The sequence below is a fragment of the Tenacibaculum sp. IMCC1 genome (genome assembly GCF_054906355.1).
On record NZ_CM142818.1, the window covers coordinates 174035 to 197500 of the forward strand.

Annotated in this window: 20 protein-coding genes, 2 tRNA genes and 2 rRNA genes (1 of these 24 running past the window's edge); 17 read left to right on the forward strand and 7 right to left on the reverse strand. The window is 33.1% G+C overall.

Going from position 1 to position 23466, the window contains the following annotated elements; all coding sequences use genetic code 11:
• Positions 1–10 precede the first annotated feature (10 nt).
• The 5 genes from leuB to ACXIHB_RS00865 all read left to right on the forward strand — a co-directional run bounded on the left by leuB (position 11) and on the right by ACXIHB_RS00865 (position 5060).
• Positions 11–1126 (forward strand): 3-isopropylmalate dehydrogenase, encoded by a 1116-nt coding sequence (leuB, locus tag ACXIHB_RS00845; RefSeq protein ID WP_462098658.1) that lies wholly within the window; start codon positions 11–13, stop codon positions 1124–1126.
• A gap of 241 nt (positions 1127–1367) precedes the next feature.
• A complete protein-coding gene (locus tag ACXIHB_RS00850) occupies positions 1368–2240 on the forward strand; it encodes a M57 family metalloprotease (RefSeq protein WP_047789074.1) in 873 nt (290 codons plus the stop codon).
• A 167-nt stretch (positions 2241–2407) separates the two neighbouring features.
• Entirely contained in the window at positions 2408–3151 is a 744-nt protein-coding gene (locus ACXIHB_RS00855) for a hypothetical protein (protein ID WP_281979903.1), read from the forward strand.
• Between the two features lie 71 nt (positions 3152–3222).
• Positions 3223–4275: a sensor histidine kinase gene (locus ACXIHB_RS00860; protein ID WP_462098659.1), complete on the forward strand. Its 1053-nt coding sequence runs from the start codon at positions 3223–3225 to the stop codon at positions 4273–4275.
• Positions 4276–4277: 2 nt separating this feature from the next.
• On the forward strand, positions 4278–5060 hold the full coding sequence (locus ACXIHB_RS00865) for a LytR/AlgR family response regulator transcription factor (protein ID WP_462098660.1): 783 nt from the start codon (positions 4278–4280) through the stop codon (positions 5058–5060).
• A gap of 351 nt (positions 5061–5411) precedes the next feature.
• Here the strand turns inward: ACXIHB_RS00865 and ACXIHB_RS00870 are convergent, their stop codons facing one another.
• The 3 genes from ACXIHB_RS00870 to ACXIHB_RS00880 all read right to left on the reverse strand — a co-directional run bounded on the left by ACXIHB_RS00870 (position 5412) and on the right by ACXIHB_RS00880 (position 7817).
• A complete protein-coding gene (locus tag ACXIHB_RS00870) occupies positions 5412–6017 on the reverse strand; it encodes an SMI1/KNR4 family protein (RefSeq protein ID WP_239180867.1) in 606 nt (201 codons plus the stop codon).
• A 33-nt stretch (positions 6018–6050) separates the two neighbouring features.
• Entirely contained in the window at positions 6051–6758 is a 708-nt protein-coding gene (locus tag ACXIHB_RS00875; protein WP_462098661.1) for a M949_RS01915 family surface polysaccharide biosynthesis protein, read from the reverse strand.
• 216 nt (positions 6759–6974) lie between these two features.
• Positions 6975–7817 carry a DUF2911 domain-containing protein gene (locus tag ACXIHB_RS00880; protein ID WP_462098662.1) on the reverse strand — a complete coding sequence of 281 codons (843 nt, stop codon included), beginning with the start codon at positions 7815–7817 and terminating at the stop codon, positions 6975–6977.
• A gap of 128 nt (positions 7818–7945) precedes the next feature.
• On the opposite strand from ACXIHB_RS00880, the gene arsB reads away from it, so the two are divergent.
• On the forward strand, positions 7946–8986 hold the full coding sequence (arsB, locus tag ACXIHB_RS00885; protein ID WP_281979811.1) for an ACR3 family arsenite efflux transporter: 1041 nt from the start codon (positions 7946–7948) through the stop codon (positions 8984–8986).
• Between the two features lie 85 nt (positions 8987–9071).
• On the opposite strand, the gene gldG is transcribed toward arsB, so the two are convergent.
• Genes gldG through ACXIHB_RS00905 form a run of 4 tightly spaced genes read right to left on the reverse strand, consistent with a single transcriptional unit; the run spans position 9072 to position 12640 of the window.
• Complete coding sequence (gldG, locus tag ACXIHB_RS00890) at positions 9072–10712, reverse strand: gliding motility-associated ABC transporter substrate-binding protein GldG (protein WP_462098663.1); 1641 nt, start codon at positions 10710–10712, stop codon at positions 9072–9074.
• On the reverse strand, positions 10705–11424 hold the full coding sequence (gene gldF, locus ACXIHB_RS00895; protein ID WP_462098664.1) for a gliding motility-associated ABC transporter permease subunit GldF: 720 nt from the start codon (positions 11422–11424) through the stop codon (positions 10705–10707). The genes gldG and gldF overlap by 8 nt, the downstream gene beginning before the upstream one ends.
• Before the next feature lie 54 nt (positions 11425–11478).
• Complete coding sequence (locus tag ACXIHB_RS00900; RefSeq protein ID WP_073183485.1) at positions 11479–11775, reverse strand: putative quinol monooxygenase; 297 nt, start codon at positions 11773–11775, stop codon at positions 11479–11481.
• Positions 11776–11779: 4 nt separating this feature from the next.
• A complete protein-coding gene (locus ACXIHB_RS00905; protein WP_047790604.1) occupies positions 11780–12640 on the reverse strand; it encodes an SAM hydrolase/SAM-dependent halogenase family protein in 861 nt (286 codons plus the stop codon).
• A 119-nt stretch (positions 12641–12759) separates the two neighbouring features.
• On the opposite strand from ACXIHB_RS00905, the gene ACXIHB_RS00910 reads away from it, so the two are divergent.
• The 11 genes from ACXIHB_RS00910 to ACXIHB_RS00960 all read left to right on the forward strand — a co-directional run.
• The gene (locus ACXIHB_RS00910) at positions 12760–13713 is read left to right on the forward strand and encodes a PhoH family protein (RefSeq protein WP_073183483.1); all 954 of its coding nucleotides are present in this window, start codon (positions 12760–12762) and stop codon (positions 13711–13713) included.
• A gap of 3 nt (positions 13714–13716) precedes the next feature.
• Complete coding sequence (locus tag ACXIHB_RS00915; RefSeq protein WP_462098665.1) at positions 13717–14316, forward strand: hypothetical protein; 600 nt, start codon at positions 13717–13719, stop codon at positions 14314–14316.
• Between the two features lie 39 nt (positions 14317–14355).
• A complete protein-coding gene (locus tag ACXIHB_RS00920; protein WP_462098666.1) occupies positions 14356–15306 on the forward strand; it encodes a phosphoribosylaminoimidazolesuccinocarboxamide synthase in 951 nt (316 codons plus the stop codon).
• 116 nt (positions 15307–15422) lie between these two features.
• The gene (locus ACXIHB_RS00925) at positions 15423–15884 is read left to right on the forward strand and encodes a (2Fe-2S)-binding protein (RefSeq protein WP_462098667.1); all 462 of its coding nucleotides are present in this window, start codon (positions 15423–15425) and stop codon (positions 15882–15884) included.
• A 12-nt stretch (positions 15885–15896) separates the two neighbouring features.
• Positions 15897–18113 (forward strand): xanthine dehydrogenase family protein molybdopterin-binding subunit, encoded by a 2217-nt coding sequence (locus ACXIHB_RS00930; protein WP_462098668.1) that lies wholly within the window; start codon positions 15897–15899, stop codon positions 18111–18113.
• Between the two features lie 128 nt (positions 18114–18241).
• A complete protein-coding gene (locus ACXIHB_RS00935; RefSeq protein ID WP_047790610.1) occupies positions 18242–19495 on the forward strand; it encodes an aminotransferase class I/II-fold pyridoxal phosphate-dependent enzyme in 1254 nt (417 codons plus the stop codon).
• Positions 19496–19601: 106 nt separating this feature from the next.
• A complete protein-coding gene (locus ACXIHB_RS00940; RefSeq protein WP_437824773.1) occupies positions 19602–20327 on the forward strand; it encodes a DUF4294 domain-containing protein in 726 nt (241 codons plus the stop codon).
• A 726-nt stretch (positions 20328–21053) separates the two neighbouring features.
• Positions 21054–22575, forward strand: a 16S ribosomal RNA gene (locus tag ACXIHB_RS00945).
• 130 nt (positions 22576–22705) lie between these two features.
• Positions 22706–22779 (forward strand) — tRNA-Ile (locus ACXIHB_RS00950).
• A 79-nt stretch (positions 22780–22858) separates the two neighbouring features.
• Positions 22859–22932: transfer RNA gene (locus tag ACXIHB_RS00955), tRNA-Ala, on the forward strand.
• Positions 22933–23166: 234 nt separating this feature from the next.
• A 23S ribosomal RNA gene (locus tag ACXIHB_RS00960) occupies positions 23167–23466 on the forward strand; it runs 2573 nt beyond the window's last position.
• The 16S and 23S rRNA genes sit together here with 2 tRNA genes alongside, the layout of an rRNA operon.

A 23466-nucleotide genomic window follows, 5' to 3' on the forward strand; every position in this document is an offset into this window, starting at 1 on the left:
AAGTAAAAAGATGAAGTACAATATAACGGTAATACCAGGAGATGGAATAGGACCAGAAGTAACAGAACAGGCTAAAAAAGTGCTTAGAGCTGTTGGTAATGTGTTTGACCACACATTTTTATTTACAGAAACATTAATGGGAGCCTGTGCTATTGATAAAACAGGAAACCCGTTGCCAGATGAAACCATTGAGCTGTGTAAAAAGAGTGATGCTATTTTATTTGGTGCTATTGGAGATCCAAAATACGATAATGATCCTACAGCAAAAGTACGTCCAGAACAAGGGTTGTTACGCTTACGAAAAGAGTTAGGGTTGTTTTGTAATGTGCGTCCAGTAAAAGCATATGACACGTTACTTCATAATTCACCATTAAAGAAAGATAGAATTGAAGGAACCGATATTACTATTTATAGAGAATTGACTGGAGGAATCTATTTTGGAATTAAAGAATTAAGTGACGACGGAAAACATGCTTTTGACGGTTGTTCATACACCGTAGAAGAAATTGAACGAATGGCGCATTTAGCCTTTCAAGCAGCTCAAAAAAGACGTAAAAAACTAACATTGGTAGACAAAGCTAATGTATTAGAAACGTCAAGGTTATGGCGTAAAGCAGTGACAGCACTGGCTACACAATATCCAGATGTTAAAGTTGATTTCTTGTTTGTAGATAATGCTGCAATGCAATTAATTTTAAATCCAAAACAGTTTGATGTAATTTTAACAGAAAACCTTTTCGGAGATATACTTTCAGATGAAGCAAGTGTAATAGGAGGTTCTATAGGTTTGTTAGCATCAGCTTCAGTAGGAAAAGAAAATGCATTATTTGAGCCTATTCATGGATCTTTCCCACAAGCAAAAGGAAAAGATATTGCAAATCCGTTAGCATCTATTTTATCGGCAGCAATGTTATTAGAGCATTTAGGTTTAATGCAAGAAGCTAAAGTAGTAGAAGTAGCCGTTCAAAAATCATTAGAATTAGGAATTACTACCGAAGATATCAATTCAGAGAATCCATTTTCTACTAGTAAAGTAGGAGATTTTATTGCGGACTACATCTATAATCAAGAAGATAGTGATATGAACTTCCAAAACATACACATGGGGCAAAGCACTATTATATAAGTTATAAATACTGTAAATTAACCGTAAACTTCCTTTAACCATTTCTGTTAAAGGAAGTTTTGTTTTTAAGTAATTGATATCGTGTTTTTTAATTGTTTAAAAAACCGCTTATTTGTTTGGTATTTAATATTTTATGATTTTTATGTTTAAATATTCTTTTTTTTAACGTTTTTTTAGGTTTTATTTTAAATATTTAGTTCTAAAGTGTAGATTTACAGTGAATTATAAAACCCTTCATATTATGAAAAAAACAAAGTTAGCCCTAATTATGGGCTTGTCAGTAGGTGTGTTCTTCACCTCATGTTCAAGTGAAAACGAACAAATTAAAGAGCCGGATGCTATACTACAATATAGCGATAACCCAGGGCTCAAACCTGTACCTCAAGAGGTTGTTGATGCTGCAGCTAAATTAGAGTTAAATGTAGATCATATTCGTTATGATAATTTTTACTTTCCTGACGGAACATCAGAAGTGCGCTTATTTTTAGAAGAAGATGTAGTAATGACAGAACAAGAGTTATTTACTTTAGCAAAGGCTAAGGATGATAATCAATCTGGACGTCAATACTCAACCAATAACTTAGTATCTCAAGGTAGAAATATTTCTATTATCGGATATACAGGTGGTGGTGGATATGGTCTTTCTAGTAAAGAGCAAACAGCACTACAATGGGCGGTAGACAATTACAATAATTTAAGCGGAGTATCTATTAGTTTTACTTTAAGTTTTGGAACTGATTATTCCAATAAAGATATGGTAGTATACCGTAATCCAAATCAATCTGGATCAGGTGGTAGCGCAGGTTTTCCAAGTGGAGGTTTACCTTACAAGTGGGTGCAAATCTACGGATTATCAGGGTACACAACAAATGTAAACGAGCATGTAATTACACATGAAATAGGACATTCAGTAGGATTTAGACATACTGATTGGTTTAGCCGTCAAAGTTGTGGACAAAACACTAACGAAGGAACTGCTGGTGTAGGAGCTAACCATGTGTCTGGTACACCAACAGGATACGATTCAACTTCAGTTATGTTAGCTTGCTTTAGCTCTAACGAAGACGGAGAGTTTAATGGTAACGATATTACAGCATTACAAAACATGTACTAAGAAATAACTAACCTTAATACATATTTTTAAACCACCGAATTAAAGTCGGTGGTTTTTTATTGTTTATATTCCTTAGTTTATCATTTATTTTCCTGAGTTTATAAAAAAGACGTTTTAAAGAATGTAAGCCTTAAATACTTTTGAGGTATCTAATTATAAAACATACCATGATGAACCCAAAAAGAGAACTTATTTTTTTAAGAACATTTGCAGTAAGTATAACAGCACTAATAGGAGTTTTAACTACTGTAGCCTTTAAAAATAAAGGAAATACACAATTTGATACCATTGACGTAAAAAGAATTAATATTATTGAAAATGACGGAACGGTAAAAATGCTTATTACTAACGCAGCAAACTTTCCTGGCAAAGGCGATAAGATTAATGGAAGAGTATATCACGAAAGAAAAAAGAGGGCAGGAATGCTTTTTTATAATGAAGAAGGTATAGAGTGTGGTGGATTTATTTATGATGGTAAAAAAACTGAAAAAGGACATAGTTCAGGATTATCGTTAACGTTTGATCAATACGATGGAGACCAAGTAATGCAACTCATAACTACCGATGCTAAGAAAAATGGGAAAAGGTACAAAGCAGGTAGGTTAGTGTTTAATGATCGAGGAGACAACGAAACCCAAGAAATGACCCTAAAAATAGGAGAGGAATTAAGAGCTATTAATGATCCGGTTGAAAGAAGAGCTAAGTTTAAAGAATATCAACAAAAAGGAATGATAGGAGGAGTACCTAGGGTAGCTTTAGGACAAACACCAGGAAAACAAAATGGATTGTTTTTATATGACACTAATGGAAAAACAAGAGCTAAGTTTATTATAGACGAGGATAATAAAATAAAACTAGAAGCCTATGATGAGAAAGGAAATACAGTAAGTACTTGGCCAGAAGATAAATAGAAATACTAGAGTTTGCGGTGAGATTCTTCCAAAGATTTCATCGCAAATTTGATATATTTGTGAGTGCTGATATGAAAACAAACACATCCTTTTTTAGAGAAAATGTTACATTTTTAATCTTTCTCTTTACTTTTTGCTTAATATTTATTTTAAAAAATCAATTTGGGAATTCAGATTCTTGGAAAGATTTTATCTTTTATCCTGATGCTCCTTTTTGGTATTTCTTTAAAGCAGTATTTATTTTTTGGTGGATTAGTTTTATCAAAAAGAGTATTAATAAAAACTCAAAAAAACAAACTTCATTAAGTAGAAGATATGTGCGTTTTTTTGGAATAGGGTTGTTAACATATTTAGTGATAGGGAATAGTTTCGGATTAATTGTCGCGTTCATTTTTGATACCTATTCCAGAAACTTTGGTTCTGTTTATCATATAATATATGTCAATATAAACTCTGTAATTGACTTTATTATTTTTGGTGGATTTTCATTAGCCTACTTGTATTACAAAGAAAATGTAGCGTATCAAAAACAGGTAGCTGCCTATGAAATAAGTAAAGCTAAAAACGAGATTACACAATTAAAAAACCAATTAAACCCTCACTTTCTATTCAATAATTTAAATGTTTTAGATCAGCTTATTGATGAAGATACGGAAAGAGCTTCTTTGTTTTTAAATCGATTTTCAGAGTTGTATAGGTATAGTTTACATAGTGCAGACAAGCAATTGGTTTCATTAAAAGAAGAGTTGTTTTTTGCTGAAGGATATTTTAAGCTAATGGAAGAAAAATATCAGGGGTATTATCAACTACACATAGCACCAGCATTGTATACAAAAAATAGTGTAGTGCCACCATTTTGTTTACAAGTTCTTATAGAAAATGCCATTACTCATAATAAAGGAACCTTTGAATCTCCTGTACAAATTACCATTACAGAAGATAAAGGAATTAAAGTAACGAATAACAAAGCGTTGTATTCTAAAAAAAGAAAAAGTAATGGAGTGGCATTGGCTAACCTATCAAAACAATTTGAACTGCTTGCTGAAAATACTATTAAGATACGCGAAACTGAAAAAGAGTTTGAAGTTGTTTTACCATTAATACTACCTCATAAACCTGTTTAGAAATGATAAAAGCACTTATAGTTGAAGATGAGTTACCTGCTAGAAAAAAGCTAAAAAAGTATATAGAAAGTTATCATGAACCTATTACTGTGGTAGAAGAGTTTGAAACGGTAGAAGAAGTGCTTCAGTTTTTTGAATCAACTTCTGATATTGATTTGATTTTTTCTGATATAGAGCTACGAGACGGTAATGTTTTTGAAGCCTATAAAAAGCTAGCAATTCAAACACCAATTATTTTTATTACAGCTTACAACCAGTTTTGGATGCATGCTTTTGAAACCAGCGGAATAGAGTATTTATTAAAACCGTATTCGTTTGAACGGTTTGAAAAAGCGGTAGACAAGTACTCAAGCTTAAAAAATTCAATGAAGGTTGAAAGCGATCATAATGTTTTACAAAAATTAGATGCTTACTTAGCAAATCAAACAGCTCAAGCTCCTAAAAGCTATCAAGATTTTATCGCTGTTAAATCCTCTCAATATACCTATTTCTTAAAGGTGGATGAGGTAATGTATTTTCAAGCAGATTATGGAATTGTAACTGCATACGATACAAGTAACAAAAAACATGTATTAAATCAATCTTCTTTAAAAGTATTAGAAGAAATGATAAATCCTAGTGTGTTTTTTAAAATTAATAGAGGCGAACTACTCAATAGAAACTATATAGAAAAGATAAGTAGGTATAATAAAAATGTAGTAGCCATCAATCTAAAAAACAGCAAAACAGTTTTAAAAACCAGTCAAAACAAAACAGCAGAGTTTACGAAGTGGTTAGGATTATAAAAGCTAGAAGATTTAAGAGGTGTTTATTGGTCACAATTTAGTGTTCAAAACCCTGCAATTTGATTGCAGCACTTTCAGTAATAAAAAAAATCAAGTTCTTTTGTGTATTGAAAAACTTATAGGAGAGGGAGGGTTTTCTTAAAAGAGAAATGAATTCAAGTAATTCTAATTTTATATTAGAATAAACAAGGGGGAATTTCAGTCCCCAGTGTAAAGAAACCTCTGTACTTTCAGTACAGAGTGATTTAGTCCCTAATTTTAGTTAGTAAAATGTATAAGGAGAGTAAACTTTATAAGAGTTGAAGAATAAGTACGCTCAAAATTTATGTTATTGAAAAGGAAGTTGGTTTATTACTCTATAGTGTTTTCGTTTATAAAACTATAACCATCATCCATTAACTTTTTTAAGAAATCGTCGAAACTATCAGCAATTACTTTTAATTCGTCAGGATCGTGTAAAAACCGTATTATTTGCCCTTTTTTTCCTGTTGACGAAGGACTAAAATCTATAAACAACTGAGAGGTTCCACCATTATTCATACAGTCTGAAAAATGAAGCCATCTAGTATTGGAATCAGCTTTATTTATGATTTTATCATCAATTTCAACACCTTCGTATGCTCTTTCAATATACTCAGAGTAGTGGCGGACTACATTTTTGTTTTGTATTATTTCTTCAGAGGATAATAGGTAATAAGGGTATTCGGAAACATCAGAACCTAAAACAAAAAATGAAATTGTTTCATCAGCATATTTTCTCCAATAGGTTCCATCTACATATTTCAGAAAGTCTATTAATGTTTTTGGTGTGTCTGGAAAAATTTGCGTTAATTCATCAATATGATTTTTTTTAGCTCCTTGTATATTTTTTTCAAAATATCCCCAGCTTTCTTTTCCATTGTGCTTTAAATAAGCATTTTTAAGTCCTTCTAAGTACTCTTCTAATGTTCTGCTCATAGTTTTTTTTTAGAGTTTTTGTTTTGATAGTTGTTATAACGTTTCATCAAATTTTAGTTTTTTATTCTTCATAGCATCTTGCCAACCATGCGGAAAAATTCCATGACTATTTTCATTTATACTATGGATAATGTCTGTTACGCTATTTTGTATTTCTTTAGGTAATTTATAGAATAATTTATCAACTTGAGTATTTCTTTCATAATCAAGAGTACCATTTTGATGTCTAATAGCTCTTTTTTTGCCGTGGTGATATATTAAAATTTTTATTCGGCCATCACCTTTTCCATTCATTCCAAGTGTTCCGTATACTATTACGGGCTCAATAAGTCCGTCATTGTCAAAATCTTTTAGTTTTAGATATTTAGTCCAAAAATAAATGGCGTGCTCTTTAGGTACTTCGTTATCTTTTGGAAGTATAAAATCATTTAATTTCCATTTTGTACTAAACAGACCGTTTTTATAGGAAAAGTAATATGCCTTTATAGCATCGGAACATTTTTTACTTCCTTTACAGTTAAGGTTGTTTTCTATCATAACTATAAAGTGTTTTCCTTCTCTGTCATTATACTCGTAAGTCTTATAAATAGTATTCTCAATTTCTAGTTTCGTTTTTACACTATTGGTAAAAATTGAGTGGACTTCTTTCTTGTTTAATAATTTACTTGAAGTAATTAAACTTTGACTAAAGCCTATGCTTGATAGGTAAAGTACGAAAATTAGAGATAAAATAGATTTCATTTTTTTCTTTATAATAATAGTTGATATTTTTTGAATAAATTATTATGAGTAATTCTCAACAATACATTGTCTTTCTAAGAAGTCTAAAGAAATATAATGCAGATAAGTTTTATAGCTTTATAAGTTGTAATTTTAAAGCCTAAAATACATTAATTAATTACAAAAAAACTCGCCAATTGGCGAGCTTGATGTTTTTAAAAAAGTTTAGCAGAAAAATTACTTCATTTCAGCAATAAACTCTTTGTTCATTTTCACATAATCAGCATTTCCAGCTTTTTCAGCACCTGCTAATGAAGCTTTAGCAGCTTTAAGAGCTCCTTTTTTATCACCAGCTTTAGCTAAGATTAAAGATTGTTGACGTAAGTACCAAAAGCGAGGTTGGTCTTTAGTCATGTCAACCGCTTTGTTAATCCAATTTTTAGCTTTGTTAATGTCTTTTCCTTCTTGTAAATAGTAAACAGCAGAAGAAAAATAATCGTTAGCAGAAGGACCTCTCATTACTTGAGCAATGCTTTTTTCTACCGCTTTATCAGTAGGAGTATTGAATTTTACACCAACGTAAGCATTTTCCCATAAAATTCCTAACACAGCAGAATCGTTTGTTAAATTGTCAATAGAAATTGTAAACGTTTCAATTTTCATTGGCATAGTTTCAACCTTAGCAGTCGTAGATACAGCTACTTTAGAGTCATCCCACTTTTTTGGAGTTCCCCAGTTATTAGTATCAGAATAAAAAATTACTTCCCAAGAATCTTTTCCTGGTTTTGTATACAAAGCATATGTGCCTTTTTTTAATATTTTACCGTCAATAGTAACATCATCGCTAAAACTAACTTTAGTATTTTGATTAGCTCCTGTTCTCCAAACTTTTCCATAAGGAACCAAATCTCCAAAAATAGTTCTTCCTTTCATACTAGGTCTAGAGTACTCAACTGTTACATCTGTTAAACCAACATTTTGCTCTAATTTAGCAGAAGGACTAGGTGCTGGGGTTTTTAATTGCGCATTAATACTTGTTGAAATTGCAACAACAAATAAACTTAAAAGTATTTTTTTCATGATAAAGGTTTATTTAGAGTATAAAATTACCATCTTATATTATGGTAAAATGTTAACAAAAACTTAAATTTATTGTTTATAAATATGTTTAATCGTAATATTGCAATATTATAATAAAACGATAAAAAATGTTAACAAAAAAATTAAGCTTTTTAGATAAAAACTTAACGTTATGGATTTTTGTAGCTATGATGTTAGGTGTTAGTATAGGGTATATATACCCTGAAATATCCGGTAAAATAAATGCATTAAGTACTAACTCAACTAATATACCCATTGCAATTGGGTTAATTTTAATGATGTACCCTCCTTTAGCAAAAGTGAATTATGCGTTATTACCAAAAGTGTTTACAAATAAAAAAATACTACTAACTTCACTTTTACTTAATTGGGTAATTGGCCCTGTTTTAATGTTCTTTTTAGCGTTACTTTTTTTACATGATTATCCAGAGTATATGACTGGGTTAATTTTAATAGGTTTAGCTCGGTGTATAGCTATGGTTTTGGTTTGGAATGATTTAGCTGAAGGAAGTAGTGAGTATGGAGCAGGTTTGGTAGCTTTAAATAGTATATTTCAAGTATTTGCTTATAGTTTTTATGCGTGGATGTTTATTACTATTTTGCCCCCTTATTTTGGCTTTGAAGGTGCCGTAGTAGACATATCTATTTTAACAATTGCAGAAAGTGTAGCTATTTATTTAGGTATACCATTTATTATGGGAATTTTAAGTAGATATATTTTAGTGAAGTTAAAAGGTGAAGAATGGTATACTACCAAATTCATAACTTCTATATCTCCATTAACTTTAATAGCTTTATTATTTACTATAATAATAATGTTTTCCTTAAAAGGAGAGTTAATAGTTAAAATACCTTTAGATATTTTATTAATAGCAGTTCCTTTATTACTGTATTTTGCTCTTATGTTTATTATCGGCTTTTTTATAACCAAAGCTACAGGAGCTACTTACGACAAAACAACAGCTGTAGCTTTTACTGCGGCAGGTAACAATTTTGAGTTAGCAATTGCTGTAGCAATTGCTGTATTTGGATTAAACTCAGGAGAAGCTTTTACAGGAGTAATAGGGCCTTTAGTAGAGGTTCCAGCATTAATTTTACTAGTAAAAGTATCTTTTTGGCTGAAGAAGAAATATTTTAGTAAAAATTAAATAGAGATTAAAATATCTTACACCCTTAAATAAAAAAATCAATACTTCTAAGTATTGATTTTTTTATTTAAGAACTATAATACAATTAAGAGTATTTCTTCTTCCTCCAGTAATTAAACCCAATACCAAACAGAGCTAACAAAACTAAAGGAACACCAATATTGATAAATTGCCAAAAACGTTTTTCAGTAAAAGCACGTTGTTTATCCAATAAGTTAATTTGAATGGTTTTATTGCGTAATTGAATCAATCCAGAATCGTCTAATAAATAATCAATAGCATTGATTAAAAACTCTTTATTACCAAACTGTTCTCCTGTCCATTTATCTAAGGACAAATCGTGAGGTTTTCCTTTTAAAATCTGATTTCTACCTACATCACCGTCAGCAATTACAATCATTTTATTGTTTGTACTCTCAGCTTTAAAATCAGGAGCGTCAAAAGGTTTCATTCTGTTTTTATAAGCAGAAGGAATGTTACCTTCTATAAGAACAGCTAATAATTGTGGACCTGAAGCAAATTCATTTTCTTTTGGTTCTTTGGCGATACTTTGTAACTCAATAAAGTTGGGAGTTCCTGTTTGTTTGGTAAGTACAGAAGTTACTAATAACGGAGTCTTTTTTAAGTTTCCTTTCAAAGTATCTATTTGAGTAGCAAAACGAAAACGAACAGGTGCAACATTTTTAGTAATCGGGTGGTTCGGATTGCCACTAACTAGTGGATGATAAAACCAATTTAAGTGTTGAAACTGTGTTTGATTTCCTACATTTCCTGTGGCTAACGGAATTTTAGCCGAGTATAAATCTTGAATGAGTTTATTGTTTACACGAACTTGATATCCAAACAATAAGTCCGTTAAATTCAAATCACGAGGAAATGCTAACATTTTTCCTTCATTATACAAACTATCAGTATCCGCATAGTTATTATCTAGCATCCATAAACTTTTACCACCGTTTGCTATAAACTGATCAACGGTAAGCTTTTCCTCTTCTGTAAAACGCTCGGTAGGTTTAGCAATAATTGCTAAATCGTATGCTCTTAAGTCTTTTAAGGTTTTTTGCGGATTGTTAGCAACACTATCTAATGTAAACTTAGCTAAACGATATTTTTTACCAACTTCACTTAACAAACTATATTGATAAATATCTTGCAACTCACCATTACCAGCTAATACCGCTATTTTTTGTCTTTCTTTTAAAGTAACATTATGTAATGCATTAGCAAAAGAATACTCTAATTTTTCAACAGCATTTTGTAGCTGAGCTTCTTGTGTCTTGGCAATTGAGTTAGGAAGTAAAGAAATTAACTCTACTTTTTTACCATAAGTGATTTCAGCCCAAGGAAAAATAATAGCTTCAGATAACTTTCCATCTTCTTCTACAGTTAACTGGCTAGGCATCATTCCTCTTTTTACCAAACGTTCACGAATATTATCAGGGTTGATAAAACGGAAACGAATATTGGCGTTTTTAGCTTGTAATTCTTCTAAAAACTGGCGTGTCTCTATTTGTAAACGTTTAAATTCCGCAGGAAAATCACCTTCTAAGAATACATGAATCGTTAGTGAGGTATCAATTTTATCAATAAGATTTTCACTTACTTCAGATAAGGTATAACGTTTGTCCTGTGTTAAATCGAAACGTTTGTAAACTGAATTAGCGATGTAATTAACAAATAACAGTCCGATAAGGGCTAATGCAATATGTTGTAATTTCTTATTCATTTTTTAACTGTTGTTTAGTGATGAATAAAAAGAAGAATGTAACACTGATAAAATAAATTAAATCACGACTATCTACTACACCACGACTAATGCTTTTAAAGTGTTCGTTAATACCAAATTGCCGTAAGGTGTATCCTGAATTTCCTAAAGAAGAACCTACAGCATCAAAACCATAGAATAAAGCAAAAGTGATAAATACACTTAAAATAAATGCCACAATTTGATTTTTGGATAGGGTAGAAGTAAATAATCCAACAGCTGTATAGGTTGCTGCTAAAAATAATAAACCTAAATACGAACCTATAGTACTACCTACATCTAAATTTCCAACAGGACTTCCTAATTGATATACAGTATATGTATAGGTTAATGTTGGTAATATGGCGATGACAACTAACAAAAGAGAAGCGAAAAACTTACCCAGTACAATTTGCCAATCGGTAAGCGGTTTCGTTTTTAGAATTTCAATAGTTCCACTATTAAATTCATCAGCAAAACTTTTCATTGTAATAGCAGGAATCAGGAATAAGAACAACCATGGAGCTAAATAAAAAAAGCTATTTAAATCGGCAAACCCCGCATTTAAAATGTTGAAATTGTCTTTAAATACCCATAAAAATAAGCCATTTACAAGTAAAAATACCCCAATAACCAAATAGGCAATGGGAGAGGCAAAAAATGAGTTAAATTCTTTCTTTAGTAGTGGTAACAATTTATAACTATTTTAGTTGTTTATAATATTTAGTTATTTTCAGATAGGTATTGACTAAGGTAGCGATTCAACTTTATCTACACTCCAAACAAGTGGTTTATCATTAAATAGTATTTTGGTTTGTGCCCAAATTCCTTTAAATAAATCAGAATTTCTGTAGTTTTCTAAATCTTGCTCAGTATTCCAATAACTATAAGTGAAAAATATATTTGGATTCGTTTTGTCTCTATACAACTCTAATAAACGGCAACCAGGTGAATTTCGTATAAACTCTTTTTTGGAATTAAAGTTGTTTAAAAATTCTTTAATTTTTTCTGGCTTAAAACTCATTTTTACAATTCGTACAAACATATATTTAATTAATAGGTGTAAATTCTGGCTTAATAGGGTTTTCAAACTCAACAGTAATAGTGTCGCGATATTCCAAACCAAGTAGGGTAGAAGCGCCACCAACCGTTTCTAAATTACTTCGGTAAATAGCAATTTCTAAAAAGCCAGCAGAATTAAAAATAGCGAGCTTTTCACCATCATACTGTCGTTTATCAGTTACCGAAAAATCAACAATTTCGTTATATCTGCTGTAAATTTTAGAAAAAGTATAACGTCTAGCCGTAACTTTATAATCACGGCCTTTTCCAATAGTATTAAATTGTTTTTTACTGATGTTAGTAATTACATTTCCATAATTATCAATGTAAATAACACCACCCGCAATAATAGTTTGCTGCTCGTTTACTTTAGGCTTAATTTCAACAATCTTTTTATACGTGTCAACCTCTCTACCAATAACACTTAAACTACCACCACGAGCAATATGAGAAGCTACTTGCACAAAAACGTCTAACACAGGAAAGCTACTCTCAATACGATCGTGAATATTAATTTCAAAAATTTTAGTAGGTTTAATTTCAGAAGCAATCATTGAAATTAGTCCGTTATCAGGACAAATAAAATAATGATTATCCAATTCTAAGGCAATATGCTTATTGTCCACACTTAATTCTGAATCTACCCCAATAACATGAATTGTTTTATCAGGAAAGCTTTTATAAGCATTCTTTAAAATATAAGCAGTTTCAGTAATGTTAAAAGGAGAAATTTCATGCGTAATATCAACAATCTTAGCATCGGGTAACTCAGAATAAATAGCTCCTTTTACAGCCCCTACAAAGTGGTCTTTCGTTCCAAAATCAGTAGTTAATGTAATAAGAGACATTAATTTAGGTGTTTGTTAATTAATCTGTGAAAAATTATGCTGAAATTTTAAACAAAACTACGTAATTCAAGAAAAATAATCATTATTTTTAGTGTGAATAATATTAAAACTTTTATCATTTGAACGAACGCGTAATTGAATTAACAGAAATCAACCCAAACGATTTTTTTGGAGCTCAAAACAGCACTATTACTCAGTTAAAAACATTCTTTCCTAAAATAAAAATAGTTGCTAGAGGAAATAAACTTAAAATTTTTGGCGAACCTGAATTGTTAAACGAATTTGAAAAGAGGCTAGAGATGCTTATCAAATACTTTAATAGATACAACAAGCTAGATGAAAATAGTATTGAGCGAATTTTAACGTCAACAGGTAAGGAAGAAGAAATACGAAAATCTGGAAATGCAAAAGATGTTTTAGTACACGGTGTTAGTGGAAAACTAATAAAAGCGCAAACAGCTAATCAGCGTAAAATGGTAGAGTTAATGCAAAAAAATGATATGTTATTTGCTGTAGGACCTGCAGGTACTGGTAAAACATACACAGCGGTTGCTTTGGCCGTAAAAGCATTAAAAGAAAAAGAAGTAAGACGAATTATATTAACAAGACCTGCGGTGGAGTCAGGTGAAAACTTAGGGTTTCTTCCTGGAGACTTAAAAGAGAAACTAGATCCATACATGCAACCTTTGTACGATGCCTTAAGAGATATGATTCCACATGAAAAACTGGAATCACATCTAGAAAAAGGAGTAATACAAATAGCTCCCTTAGCGTTTATGCGTGGTAGAACTCTTGACAATGCTTTTGTAATTTTAGATGAAGCACAAAATACTACTCATGCACAAATGAAGATGTTTTTAACACGTATGGGAATGCATGCAAAGTTTATCATAACTGGAGATCCAGGTCAGATAGATTTACCAAGAAGACAAGTTTCTGGATTGAAAGAATCGTTATTAGCGTTAAAAGATATTGAAGGAATTGCACAGGTGTATTTAGATGACAAAGATGTAATCCGCCATCGATTAGTTAAAAAGATTATTACAGCTTACAAAAGCATAGAAACGGAATAAAGTATGTTTAAAAACTTGGGATTTCAAGAATATTTATCGGTAGGGTATATATTTTTGATTGCTTTAGGCTTAGTTAGTGATACCATTTTTTATCGTTATCTAGATATAGATTATTTACAATACATAACTATCACAGATACACTTTTGTCTCCTATTTCATTATTAGCTAACAATTGGGCGTTGTCAGTAATTCTTATAGTATTTTCCATGTCTTTGTATTTCCTTATTAAAAACTCAGTTAAAATAGAAGAAATACTAAAGAGAGTAAAATGGTTGAAAAAGAGGATTGAAGCAAATAAAAAAGCAAAAAGAAAAGAGTACGACAACAAGTCAGCTTTTATAGTTTCTGTTTTTATTATGGTGTTTTCTTTATTGTTAGGGTTTAGGCTAGGAATGGGGATAAATTATAAAAAACGTTTAGCAGAAGGTAGGCTTAAGAATAATATGACATTAGTTTTTAAAGATGATTCTCAACTAAAAGCTAAAAAAATAGGTCAAAATAGTGCTTATATTTTTTATGTAGAACAAGGGAATACATTCGTAACTGTAACACCTATTTTAGAAAATATAAAACAAATAAAAACTATTCAAAAAGAAGAGTAGAATACTTACATTTGCGGGCAACAACACAACAATATACTAATGAATACAATTAACGAAACAAATTTTCAGTTTCAAGGGCAAAAAGAAGTTTATAAAGGAAAAGTAAGAGAAGTATATAACATCAATGATGATTTATTGGTAATGATAGCTTCTGATCGTCTTTCCGCTTTCGATGTAATCTTACCACGCCAAATTCCTTTTAAAGGACAAATTCTAAATCAAATTGCTACAAAAATGATGAACGATACTGCGGATATTGTTCCAAATTGGTTATTAGCGAATCCAGATGAAAATGTAGCAGTAGGTCATTTATGTGAACCTTTTAAAGTAGAAATGGTAATCCGCGGATATTTATCTGGTCATGCAGCTCGTGAATATGCAGTAGGAAAAAGAATGCTTTGTGGAGTAGCAATGCCTGAAGGAATGAAAGAAAATGATAAATTCCCAGAGCCAATTATTACACCATCAACAAAGGCAGATAATGGAGAACACGATGAAGATATTTCTCGTGAAGATATTTTAGCAAAAGGAATTGTTTCAGAAGAAGACTATTTAGTATTAGAAGATTACACAAGAAAGTTATTTCAAAGAGGGACTGAATTAGCTGCTAAAAGAGGATTGATTTTAGTAGATACCAAATATGAGTTTGGAAAAACTAAAGATGGTAAAATTGTATTGATAGATGAAATCCATACACCAGATTCTTCTCGTTATTTTTATGCTGATGGGTATGCTGAGCGTCAAGAAAAAGGAGAGAAGCAAAAACAATTATCAAAAGAGTTTGTGCGTCAGTGGTTAATTGAAAACGGTTTTCAAGGAAAAGAAGGACAAGAAATTCCTGAAATGTCTGATGAAAAAGTTATAGAGATTTCAAATAGGTACATTGAGTTATACGAACAAATCACAGGAGAAACCTTTGTAAAAGCAAACACCGAAAGCGTACTCGAAAGAATAGAGAAAAACGTAACTACGTTTTTAGAAAATAAATAATAAAAAGAGAGGCTTTTGCCTCTCTTTTTATTTAAAATTATCTTAAAAGAACCCCATTAACAAACAAGCATTTATATTTTTTGTAACTTACACGATACAAACAAAAATTAGCAAAAATGCCAAATTATACATTAAAAATTAACGGAAAGTCGGTATCCTTTAAGGCAGATGCTGATACACCATTGTTGTGGGTTTTACGAGATGAACTCAATATGGTTGGAACTAAATTCGGTTGTGGAATAGCACAATGCGGAGCCTGTACTGTTCATGTAGACGGAACAGCAATGAGAAGTTGTCAATTACAAGTTTCTATGTTGGACGGTGAAGAAATAACAACCATTGAAGGGCTATCAACTGAAGGAGATCATCCGTTACAAGAAGCTTGGAAAGAAGTAGATGTTCCACAATGTGGTTACTGTCAAGCAGGTCAAATTATGACAGCAGCTTCCTTTTTAAAAGAAAATCCAAAACCTTCTAAAGAAGAGATAAGAGAAGCAATGCAAGGTAATATTTGTCGTTGCGCTGCATACAATAGAATAGAAAAGGCAGTTGCATTGGCTGCAGATAAAATGTCTTAAAAACTTTCAATCATGAGTACACAAGAAAAAAACTTTACGTTTAGCAGAAGAAATTTTTTAAGAACTTCTGCATTAGCTAGTGGTGGTATTATGATTGGATTTAATCTATTTACTGCCTGTAAACCTAATGTAAAACCATCTGTAGATGTAGAAAACTTAAATTTCAACGATTTTAACGCATTTATAAAAATATCTGATGAAGGCTATGTAACTATTTACTCTCCAAATCCAGAGATAGGTCAAGGGGTAAAAACTTCAATGCCTATGATTATTGCAGAAGAGTTAGATGTAGAATGGGATAAAGTACATGTTGCACAAGCTCCTTTAGATACCAAAAACTATACACGACAGTTAGCAGGAGGTAGTCAATCAATTCGTCATGGCTGGACAGCGCTTAGAGAAACAGGAGCAACTACAAAACAAATGTTAATTAATGCGGCAGCAGTAAAATGGGGAGTAGATGCAACTACTTGTTCAGCTTCAAAAGGAATTATTACAAATGCAAAAGGTGAAACGTTAGGATATGGTGAAGTAGTAAAAGAAGCTGCTACTTTAGAGGTGCCAGAAAACGTCGCTTTAAAAAAGCCATCTGAGTTCTCCATTATTGGTAAAAATGCTATAAATGTTGATATAGAAAAAATAGTAACAGGAAAACCTTTATTCGGTTTAGACTATAAAGAAGAAGGTATGTTGTTCGCATCTGTAGTAAGACCTCCTTCTTTTGGACAAGAGTTAGAGTCATACGATGCAGCAGAAGCAAAGAAAGTGTCAGGAGTAATAGATGTTATAACAATAGGAGAGAAAGCAAGAAACTTTATTGAGTCAGGAAAAGCTAATTGGACGTTTAAGTTAACGAAAACGGATAAAGTAGTTGTACTAGCAGAAAATACATGGGCGGCAATTAAAGGAGCAAAAGCAATTAAAACTGTATGGAAAGATAATTCTGAGTTAGAAGATACAAAACTTCATAATGAAAAGCTAACAAAATTATTAGAAGCGAGTGACTTAGATGTAAGAAGAGAAGACGGAAATGTAAGAAAAGCTTTTGCAGAAGCAGATAAAGTTATCGAACGTACCTATCATTCACCGTTTTTGCCTCATAACTGTATGGAACCAATGAACTTTTTCGCAAGTGTAACACCAGAAAAAGTACACCTAGTTGGTCCTGTACAAACACCAGAATATGCAGCAATGGTTGCAGCAGAAATGTTAGGGCGTAATTTGGAAGAAGTTCATGTAGAAATGACCCGAATGGGAGGAGGTTTCGGAAGAAGATTATATGGAGATTTTGTTTATGAAGCGTTGGAAATATCTGATAAAATACAAAAACCAGTAAAAATGGTTTCAACGAGAGAAGACGATGTAACTAGCGGAACATATAGGCCAGCAATTAAATATAGAATCGCAGCATCAATAAAAGACAGAAAAATAACAGGATACCATTTGAAAGAAGCAGCCGTAAATGATAATATGTACGGATTAATACCGCATTTCTTTCCTGCAGGATGTATTCCAAACTATAAAGTATCAACTGGAAATTACAAGAGTAATATTAGTACAGGAGCTTGGAGAGCACCATATACTAACTTTTTAGGCTATGCAGAACAAAGTTTTTTCGATGAATTAGCGGAAGAATTAGAGATAGATGCGGTGCAGTTACGTTTAGAATTGTTAGAAAATGTAAAAGCCACAGAAGATAAAAGAATAGAGTACTCAGGTAAACGAATGCAAGACACTATAAAGTTAGCAGCAGAAAAAGGGAGCTGGGGAAAAGCTAAAAAAGGAGTTTATCAAGGTTTTTCAGCTTATTACAGTCATAATACCCACGTAGCTGAAGTTGCAGAGGTAGAGCTAAAAGATGGAGTGCCGGTTATAACAAAAGTAGTTACAGCGGTTGATTGTGGTATAGTTGTTAATCCAACAGGAGCTATAAACCAAGTAGTAGGAGGAGTTATTGATGGTATTGGACACGCAATGTATGGAAACTTAACTTTTAAAGAAGGAGCACCTTCAAGTAGAAATTTTGACAACTATAAGCTTATAAGAATGAATGAAACACCTAAAGTAGAAGTTCATTTTGTGCAAAATGAATTATCACCTACAGGTTTAGGAGAACCAGGCTTACCACCAGCAGGAGGAGCAGTTGCGAATGCAATACATAAAGCTTTAGGAAAAAGACTATATAAACAACCTTTTGTAGAGGAATTAAAATCGAACATTTTATCTTAAAAATCAAAGAGCTTTATAGGTATGCCAAAGTAGTATGTTTGTTATTTATTGAAAATGAAACACTCGGTAATTTTTGAAAATCTGTTAAAAAGCACTACTTTCGCAACCTATAAAAATCAAAAATAACAATGGTTAAAGATTTATTTGAAAGAATTAAAGGAGATAAAGGACCTTTAGGAAAATGGGCGGATAAAGCAGAAGGATATTATGTGTTTCCTAAATTAGAAGGACCAATCTCTAACCGCATGTCTTTCAATGGAAAAAAAGTAATAACTTGGAGTATTAATGACTACTTAGGATTAGCAAATCATCCAGAAGTGTTAAAAGTAGATGGAGAATCTGCTGCTACAGATGGTATGGCTTACCCTATGGGAGCTCGTATGATGTCAGGTCATACTAAATACCATGAACAATTAGAGCAAGAATGTGCTGAATTTGTTGGTAAAGAAGCAGCTTATTTAGTAAATTTCGGATACCAAGGAATGGTATCAGCAATTGATGCCTTAGTAGGAAAAGACGATATCATAGTATATGACATGGATACACATGCATGTATTATTGATGGAGTTCGTTTACACGCAGGAAAACGTTTTGTATATCGCCATAACGATATAGAGAGCTGTGAGAAAAATTTGAAGCGTGCCACCAAAATGGCAGAAAAAACAGGAGGTGGAATTTTGTTAGTTTCTGAAGGTGTTTTCGGTATGCGAGGAGAACAAGGGCGTTTAGCAGAAATTGTAGCCTTAAAAGAAAAATATAACTTTCGTTTATTAGTAGATGACGCTCATGGGTTCGGAACATTAGGAGAAGGAGGAAGAGGAACAGGGTTTGAACAAGGAGTACAAGACGGAATAGATGTATATTTTGCAACATTTGCAAAATCTATGGCAGGAATTGGAGCATTCTTTGCAGGAGACAAAGATATTGTTCAATACCTACAATATAATATGAGATCACAAATGTTCGCTAAATCATTACCAATGCCGATGGTAAAAGGAGCATTAAAACGTTTGGATATGATTCGTACCATGCCTGAACTAAAAGAAAACCTTTGGAAAATAACCAATGCGTTACAGTCAGGTTTACGTGAAGCAGGTTTTGATTTAGGAACAACACAAACATGTATCACACCAGTATACCTAAAAGGAGAAATTCCAGAAGCCATGGCAATGGTAAATGATTTACGAGAAAACCATGGAGTGTTTTGTTCAATTGTAGTATACCCAGTGATACCAAAAGGATTAATAATATTAAGATTAATTCCAACAGCACGTCATACAATTGAAGATGTAAATGAAACAATTGAAGCTTTTTCTGCAATTCGTGAAAAGTTAGAAAACGGAACTTATAAACAAGTAGCAGCTTCAATTATGGCAGAATAGAAAGAAACTGCAAAAAAATAAATAAAAACTCATGAAATACTTCATGAGTTTTTTTGTTTTAAAAGAGAAATGATACATTTGAAATCCTTTTGCTTATCAAAATAAAATGAAAAAAATACTATTCATACACTTATTATTATTTGTAGCAGGATTAAATGCACAAATTAAAGATACATTACCAAACTTTAACAATGAATATATTTTGGTAAAAGAAGGAGACAGTTTAATGATAAAGTTAAACGAGGTAACTGTACTTCCAAAGCATAAGTTTAAAGAAAAAAAAGATATTCTTTATTATTATTGGCTTCGAAAAAAAGTATTCAAAGCATATCCTTATGCAATTTTAGCAGCAAAAAGAGTAGATAGTGTAAACTCACGTTTAGCTAGAATTAAATCAAAAAGTAAAAAAAGAAAGTATATAAAAAGAATTCAAAAGTATTTAGAAGAAGAGTTAACAGCTCCCTTAAAAAAGTTAACAAGAACAGAAGGAAGAATTTTGTTAAAACTAATTCATCGTCAAACGGGAAAAACAGCCTTTGCTAATGTAAAAGAGTTAAGAAGTGGTTGGAAAGCTTTTTGGTACAATACCACAGCAAATTTATTTAAACTATCATTAAAGTCAGAGTATAAACCTGAAGCGGAAAACGAAGATTATTTAGTAGAGGACATTATACAGCGAGCATATATAGAAGAAAAGTTGGAGTATCAAGAGCCTAAATTACGAAAGAATTATTTAGTAATTGTATCCAAAAGTAGAGGATATATTGATGTATCCGAGTATAAAGAGATGTTTTCGAAGATGCGAAAGAAGCGAAAACGAAAGAAAAAGTAAAAAAAGAAAGAATTCAAATTCTTACTAAAGTTGATAATTAAGTACTGTAATAGTTATATGTACTTCCATGTTAGAAGCATTAAAATAGTAATAAATATAGTAAACAAAGGTAGGAGAGAAGTATAGGATAAAAAACTTTCGGGTGTAACTAATTATCTTATAGTGTATTAATAAATATTTTAAAAAAAAGGTTTAAAAAGTGCTTGTTAAGTGGGGAAAGGTATCTATATTTGCACCCGCCAACGGAGAAACGCTAAGTTTTAAAGTTAGCAAAAGTTCATTAAGATAGGGATGTAAGATATTTAAAGAAAAGGTTAAAAAATAGTTTAACAAATTCTTGTTTATTAGGAAATAAAGTGAGTATCTTTGCAGTCCGAATTTTAGGGAAGCAGTTCATTAAAATAGTGTAGCAAATCAAACAAAAAAACTTTAAAAAAGTTTTGTCAGATTAAAAAGAGTTTGTAGTTTTGCATCCGCTTTCACAAAGCGGCACGATCACAGAAATTTTGGAAGACGATAAGTTGCTAGTTCGAGTCTAGTGTTTCTACAAGAGATTGAGTTTTGAGACGAAGTATGTAAAGTATTTGTCAGTATCGACTCGATACGTTCATTGAAAATATTGAAATTGACAGCGTAATTAAAGAGTAGAATTACCGGTAGTAGTTTAAGAGATTAAGCTATTATAAAATTCTTTTGGAACTTAACATTAATAATATTAAAGATTATACAATGAAGAGTTTGATCCTGGCTCAGGATGAACGCTAGCGGCAGGCTTAACACATGCAAGTCGAGGGGCAGCGAATCTAGCTTGCTAGATGTCGGCGACCGGCGAACGGGTGCGTAACGCGTATAGAATCTGCCTTGTACAGGAGGATAGCCTTTAGAAATGAAGATTAATACTCCATAATGTTTAGAGATGGCATCATTTTTAAATTAAAGATTTATTGGTACAAGATGACTATGCGTCCTATTAGCTAGATGGTAAGGTAACGGCTTACCATGGCAACGATAGGTAGGGGGTCTGAGAGGATTATCCCCCACACTGGTACTGAGACACGGACCAGACTCCTACGGGAGGCAGCAGTGAGGAATATTGGTCAATGGAGGCAACTCTGAACCAGCCATGCCGCGTGCAGGAAGACTGCCCTATGGGTTGTAAACTGCTTTTATACAGGAAGAAACAGAACTACGTGTAGTTCCTTGACGGTACTGTAAGAATAAGCACCGGCTAACTCCGTGCCAGCAGCCGCGGTAATACGGAGGGTGCAAGCGTTATCCGGAATCATTGGGTTTAAAGGGTCCGCAGGCGGTCAATTAAGTCAGAGGTGAAATCCCATAGCTTAACTATGGAACTGCCTTTGATACTGGTTGACTTGAGTTATACGGAAGTAGATAGAATAAGTAGTGTAGCGGTGAAATGCATAGATATTACTTAGAATACCGATTGCGAAGGCAGTCTACTACGTATATACTGACGCTCATGGACGAAAGCGTGGGGAGCGAACAGGATTAGATACCCTGGTAGTCCACGCCGTAAACGATGGACACTAGTTGTTGGGATTTGTCTCAGTGACTAAGCGAAAGTGATAAGTGTCCCACCTGGGGAGTACGATCGCAAGATTGAAACTCAAAGGAATTGACGGGGGCCCGCACAAGCGGTGGAGCATGTGGTTTAATTCGATGATACGCGAGGAACCTTACCAGGGCTTAAATGTAGAGTGACAGGGGTAGAGATACCTTTTTCTTCGGACACTTTACAAGGTGCTGCATGGTTGTCGTCAGCTCGTGCCGTGAGGTGTCAGGTTAAGTCCTATAACGAGCGCAACCCTTATCGTTAGTTGCTAGCAGGTAAAGCTGAGGACTCTAGCGAGACTGCCGGTGCAAACCGTGAGGAAGGTGGGGATGACGTCAAATCATCACGGCCCTTACGTCCTGGGCTACACACGTGCTACAATGGTATGGACAATGAGCAGCCACAACGCGAGTTGGAGCGAATCTATAAACCATATCACAGTTCGGATCGGAGTCTGCAACTCGACTCCGTGAAGCTGGAATCGCTAGTAATCGGATATCAGCCATGATCCGGTGAATACGTTCCCGGGCCTTGTACACACCGCCCGTCAAGCCATGGAAGCTGGGGGTGCCTGAAGTCGGTTACCGCAAGGAGCTGCCTAGGGTAAAACTGGTAACTAGGGCTAAGTCGTAACAAGGTAGCCGTACCGGAAGGTGCGGCTGGAACACCTCCTTTCTAGAGAAAGATGGTGAGTTACAATAGAGGTTAATTTTGCTCTTTGCTGTTAATTTTAAAAAATAGACTAAGATCTTAAAAATGAGATAATTTTTAGATGTTTGATATTAATATCTAAGCTGTCTAAGACAGTCTCGTAGCTCAGCTGGTTAGAGCGCTACACTGATAATGTAGAGGTCGGCAGTTCGAGTCTGCCCGAGACTACAATTTTAAGACTAAGTAAAGGAAATTCTAGAAGTTGGGATTCACAATTCTCTGAATTCATAATTTTGAATTTGCAATTGGGGGATTAGCTCAGCTGGCTAGAGCGCTTGCCTTGCACGCAAGAGGTCATCGGTTCGACTCCGATATTCTCCACTGGGCAATGTCCAGAGATAATAAGAATTATTATTTCTGAGAGTATTGCAGGCAGATTGTAACTAACAAGTTTAATTACTTGTCAGTGGCGACTCGCCACAACGTTCATTGACATATTGGTAAAATGATATCGTAAAGAATCAAGATAGAGAGTTAGATAATATCTAACAACATATTTTTATAAGAACAAGAATTATAAAGAGCTCGTTGTAGCGCAAGCTACAGCAAAAAGTACAATAAGCTAAATAAGGGCGTATGGAGGATGCCTAGGCTTTCAGAGGCGAAGAAGGACGCGATAAGCTGCGATAAGCTACGGGGAGAAGCACATATTTTATGATCCGTAGATTTCCGAATGGGGCAACCCGTCATGTTGAAGACATGTCACACCTTCGGGTGAGCAAACGTGGTGAACTGAAACATCTAAGTAACCATAGGAAGAGAAAACAAAAGTGATTCCGTTAGTAGTGGCGAGCGAACGCGGATTAGCCCAAACCAATGTTGTTACGGCAATATTGGGGTTGTAGGGCTGCGACA